The following is a 4,628-nucleotide window of genomic DNA, read 5'->3' on the forward strand; positions in this document are numbered from 1 at the left end:
CCCGAACGCCCAAACTTGTCATCCTGAACTTGTTTCAGGATCTCTCACTTAACCTACGTAAAGTAAGTAGTACAAAACGAGATTCCGGATCAAGTCCGGAATGACATGCAGGGGAAGTCTCCTGTTTGATCCCTCTGTTATTCATTTTTTTAGCCTGCCAACTACCCCTCCACCTACGCCAAGGTATACCTGCCGAAGCTTGTATTTTAGCGTAGGTTGGCTTCGGTGGATAAACCTCATCCCATTAACCTCTTTGCAGCCCCCCTCATCCTTGATCCTTCTCCCTCATGGGGAGAAGGCAAAGAGGGAGTGAGTGAGTAGACACCACATACTTTTTTTTGGCACAACCATAATATTAACGTGTAAAATAACATATTCTTATTCTTGTATATACCTTAACAAACCTTCTGAAGACATATCTTTAAGTCCAAGATTTTCAAGAGTACGAGCTCCTTTTCTAAAATCTTTCCTTAAAAGAATTGATGCTATATTAATCAGAGAATCGCATATTGGAGTTTCTACTCCAAACTTTTCTCCCAGAGAATTCATTAAACAGAGCCCCATAGGTACATCCTCACATATATACCTGTGATTAACTGTTCCTGGCCCTTTAGGTGAACCTTCCTGAGCATATTTTTGAAAAACTCGTAGCATATCTGTATCAAGATTCTTTTCTGTTCTAAACCTACATGCTTCTAAATAAGAGATTCTTTCGCATCCAGCTTGATATAAAATATCCATCTTTTCTTTATCAAGTTGCTCTACGAGGTTCCATATAGAAGGTGTGAAAGCTTCTCTATACATCCAAAACTCACCTTTGGAATATTCTATCCTACCAGCAGACATAATAGTGCCTATAGTGTGAACTATCAAGTTAGGGTTATGCATAGCAGACTCAAGAATGTTTTTGCGTTTATATCTGTAGGTATCAACAAGTTGGTTTGCTATTTTTAGCCCTTCATCCTCTCTTATCTTAGGGTAAAAAGCAAGCGGGTTCCTTACATTTTTAAAAAGTATTCTAACAACACCGTTCTCTTCCAGTCTTGCATCAAACGGAAGAGATTCTCCTTCTGCATATATAAGATTTTTTATGTTAAATTTTTTAAAAAAAAGGCTACCCATATAACCGGGCGAAACAATTATAAGTTTTTTATCTTTCAAAAAAGGTCCAATTTTAAGAGATAAACTTTGGTGTTGAAGGGATTGTGTTAATACAAAAACAACATCTGAATCAACCATAGATTCTTCGATATTCCTTGTTATGAATTCCAGTTTCTGAAATCGTCTCTCTTCTTTTTCAATAGCCCAGATACCTCCATTTTGCTTAATAGCATCAAAGTTTTCTTTGTAAATATCAGGAAAAGGTTCCAACATTCTTACAGTATGCCCTGCCTCAGCTATTTTATAAGCGTGAGCACATCCAGCGTTTCCTGTTCCAACTATGGTAATTTTCATTTTTCCTCCAAAATATACACTTAAAAAATTGTAACGTCATCATAAGATTACATTTAACCTTATATTATCACAATTTTTAGGTTTAGAACAATAAACACCATATTAAAGTGGGTCTGTTCTATCTGAGACTACAGTGCATACACCTTCCCATTTTTGCCCTCTACCCCCAGAGGAGAGGCAAATAAAGAAAAACAAAGGCAAGGTTACTAAAACAAGTTCAGTATGACAGGGTGGGGCGTTTAGGATAACAAAGTGTGCGGAAAGAAGGCAAAAGTTCTTTGTTTCTACAAACCCGTGAGGCAGATTATTGCTCTGAACAGTATCCACTGAGGACTCACAATAATTCTGACTGAATTGTTGAAAGTTGTGGAATGCAGTTTAATTTTTTGTCGCAATCCCCTATGAACGGGTCTAATGATTCTGACTATCTAGCACCTAAAGGAGAAGCTTTTATGGAGATGGTCGCAATCCCCTATGAACGGGTCTAATGATTCTGACAAAGTTGTAAAGAAAAGTGTAGTGATTAGTTTGCTAAGTCGCAATCCCCTATGAACGGGTCTAATGATTCTGACTATCTAGCACCTAAAGGAGAAGCTTTTATGGAGATGGTCGCAATCCCCTATGAACGGGTCTAATGATTCTGACAAATGTAGTGAGTGCAATATCACAATATCAGAAACAGATGTCGCAATCCCCTATGAACGGGTCTAATGATTCTGACTCTAACAAGCCGACTGGTCTCGGACTGCGGTATGCGGTGTCGCAATCCCCTATGAACGGGTCTAATGATTCTGACGGTATATCCAATGTGAAACCCACTCTTGCCCAAAATGCGTCGCAATCCCCTATGAACGGGTCTAATGATTCTGACAAAGTTAAGGCGTGAGGAAAGCGTTATAAACAGGTTTGTCGCAATCCCCTATTTTTTGGTCCAAATTTAGCATACCTGTTATTACTCCTCTTGTCAAATTGCACTATTATCAAGGGTTTTCAGTTCCGCTAATCCCCCCCTTTTTTCCGATCTTAAGAGATTAGCGGAAAAATAGTTAACAAGAACAAAAGATGTTAGATATTCTTCTTTGCCAGTTTTTGTATTTTTGCCCAGGGGTCTTTCAAGGCAACTGTTCTATTAAAAACAAGTTGACCTTCTTTCGTATCTCTATCAAGACAAAAGTAGCCCAACCTTTCAAATTGGTAAGGGACACCTTGTTTTGCATTTAACATTGACGGTTCAATCTTGCAATCTTCAAGAGTAGTTAAAGAGTTTGGGTTAATATTATCAAAAAAAGTTTCGCCTTCAGAAAAATTTAGAGGGTTCTCTTTAACAAAAAGCCGGTCATATAACCTAACAGTTACAGGTATAGAGTCTTTAGCAGAAACCCAATGGAGCGTTGCCTTAACTTTTCTACCGTCGGGAGAATCTCCTCCTTTTGTTAAAGGGTCGTATGTGCAATGTAGTTCGGTAATGTTTCCGTTAGAATCTTTAATAACATCAACACATTTAATAAAATAGGCATACCTTAAACGAATTTCTCTGCCGGGAGATAGCCTATAAAATTTTTTTGGTGGGTCCTCCATAAAATCTTCTCGTTCTATATATATCTCTTTTGAAAACGGAATTTCTCGAGTACCAGCAGAAGCATCTTCAGGGTTGTTGATTGCTTCTAAATACTCTGTTTTATCGTCCGGATAATTTAATATTACAACTTTTACAGGGTTCAAAACAGCCATAACTCTATCTGCTTTCTTATTTAAATCTTCTCTTAAAAAATATTCCAACAAAGAAAAATCGACCGTACTATCTGTTTTAGCGACACCAATTGTAGCACAGAAATTCTTTATTGCAGTAGAAGTGTATCCTCTTCTTCTTATCCCTGATAAGGTAGGCATACGTGGGTCGTCCCAACCTTCAACATATTTATTATTTACAAGTTCCAATAACCGTCTTTTGCTTAAAACAGTATATGTTAGGTTGAGGCGCGCAAACTCTATCTGCCTGGAAGGGTGTATCTTTAGTTGTTCTATGAACCAGTTATACAGAGGTCGATGGTCTTCAAACTCTATGGTACATATAGAATGGGTTATTTTTTCGATGGAATCGCTCTGTCCGTGTGCCCAGTCGTATGTGGGGTATATACACCATTTGTCACCCGTACGATGATGAGAGGTATGTATTATCCTGTACATAACAGGGTCTCTCATATTTAGGTTGGGGGAGGACATATCTATCTTTGCCCTTAAAACCTTAGAGCCGTCGGGATACTTTCCTTCTCTCATTTCATAGAACAATCTTAAATTTTCCGATACGTCTCTGTTTCTGTAAGGACTATCTTTTCCTGGTTCTGTTAAAGTGCCTCTATATTTTCTTATCTCTTCAGTGCATAGTTCGCAAACATACGCTTTACCTTCTTTTATAAGGGTAACTGCATATTCAAAGAGTTGTTCAAAATAGTCAGAAGCGTACAACTCAACCCCGTTCCATTGAAAACCTAACCATCTGATATCTTCTTTGATTGATTCTACGTATTCCACATCTTCTTTTACAGGGTTGGTATCGTCAAAACGGAGGTTACATTTACCTCCAAACTCTTCAATTAAGCCAAAGTTTATACATAAAGATTTTGCGTGCCCGATATGTAAGTATCCATTAGGTTCGGGAGGGAATCTTGTGTGTATACTTTTCCATTTTCCTGTTTCTAAATCTTCTCGTATGATTTCTCTAATAAAGTCTGTTTTAACCTTCTTTTCGTCCATTTTTTAGTACCTCCAATACCAATATTTTAGTTTTTTAAAGAGTTTTTGTCAAAATTATGTGTGAAGCAGGTATGGGGGGTAGAGTAGGTTTTAAAAATTATAGGCTTAGTAGAAAGGATAAAAGCGAGTCTTGTCCCATAGTATTTGTGAGGGGAATTGTACCAATCTTGGTTGCAAACCCCCGAAGATTGCTCCGTACATCGTTCTTTCATTAATCCCAAGTTTTGCAAACTTCGGAGGTTTGCTTCATATTCACTCGCAAAGACGGAATGGGGGGGCTGTTAACAAAAGGTTCAAGCCTTTTGTTCCCCTACTCTGAGCCTGTTAAGCCCTTCGGAGATGCTTTATATGCAGAAGGGTGAGTTCTCAGAGTGCCCGATTGTTGTGTAGAAGGTGTATGCGCCGTAGTACCAGAGTGA

At 38.2% G+C, this 4,628-nt stretch carries 2 protein-coding genes and 1 CRISPR repeat array; both genes read right to left on the reverse strand.

What is annotated here, in order from left to right; genetic code table 11:
* Positions 1-378: 378 nt before the first annotated feature.
* Positions 379-1,455, reverse strand: coding sequence for an NAD/NADP octopine/nopaline dehydrogenase family protein (locus tag M0P98_09225; GenBank protein ID MCK9267028.1), 1,077 nt, complete (start codon positions 1,453-1,455; stop codon positions 379-381).
* A gap of 388 nt (positions 1,456-1,843) precedes the next feature.
* A CRISPR array of direct repeats spans positions 1,844-2,400; the repeat unit is 37 nt; unit sequence GTCGCAATCCCCTATGAACGGGTCTAATGATTCTGAC.
* Between the two features lie 120 nt (positions 2,401-2,520).
* On the reverse strand, positions 2,521-4,209 hold the full coding sequence (locus M0P98_09230) for a glutamine--tRNA ligase/YqeY domain fusion protein (protein ID MCK9267029.1): 1,689 nt from the start codon (positions 4,207-4,209) through the stop codon (positions 2,521-2,523).
* Between the last annotated feature and the right edge of the window lie 419 nt (positions 4,210-4,628).

This window comes from bacterium, from assembly GCA_023230585.1.
Lineage (GTDB): Bacteria > Ratteibacteria > UBA8468 > B48-G9 > JAFGKM01 > JALNXB01.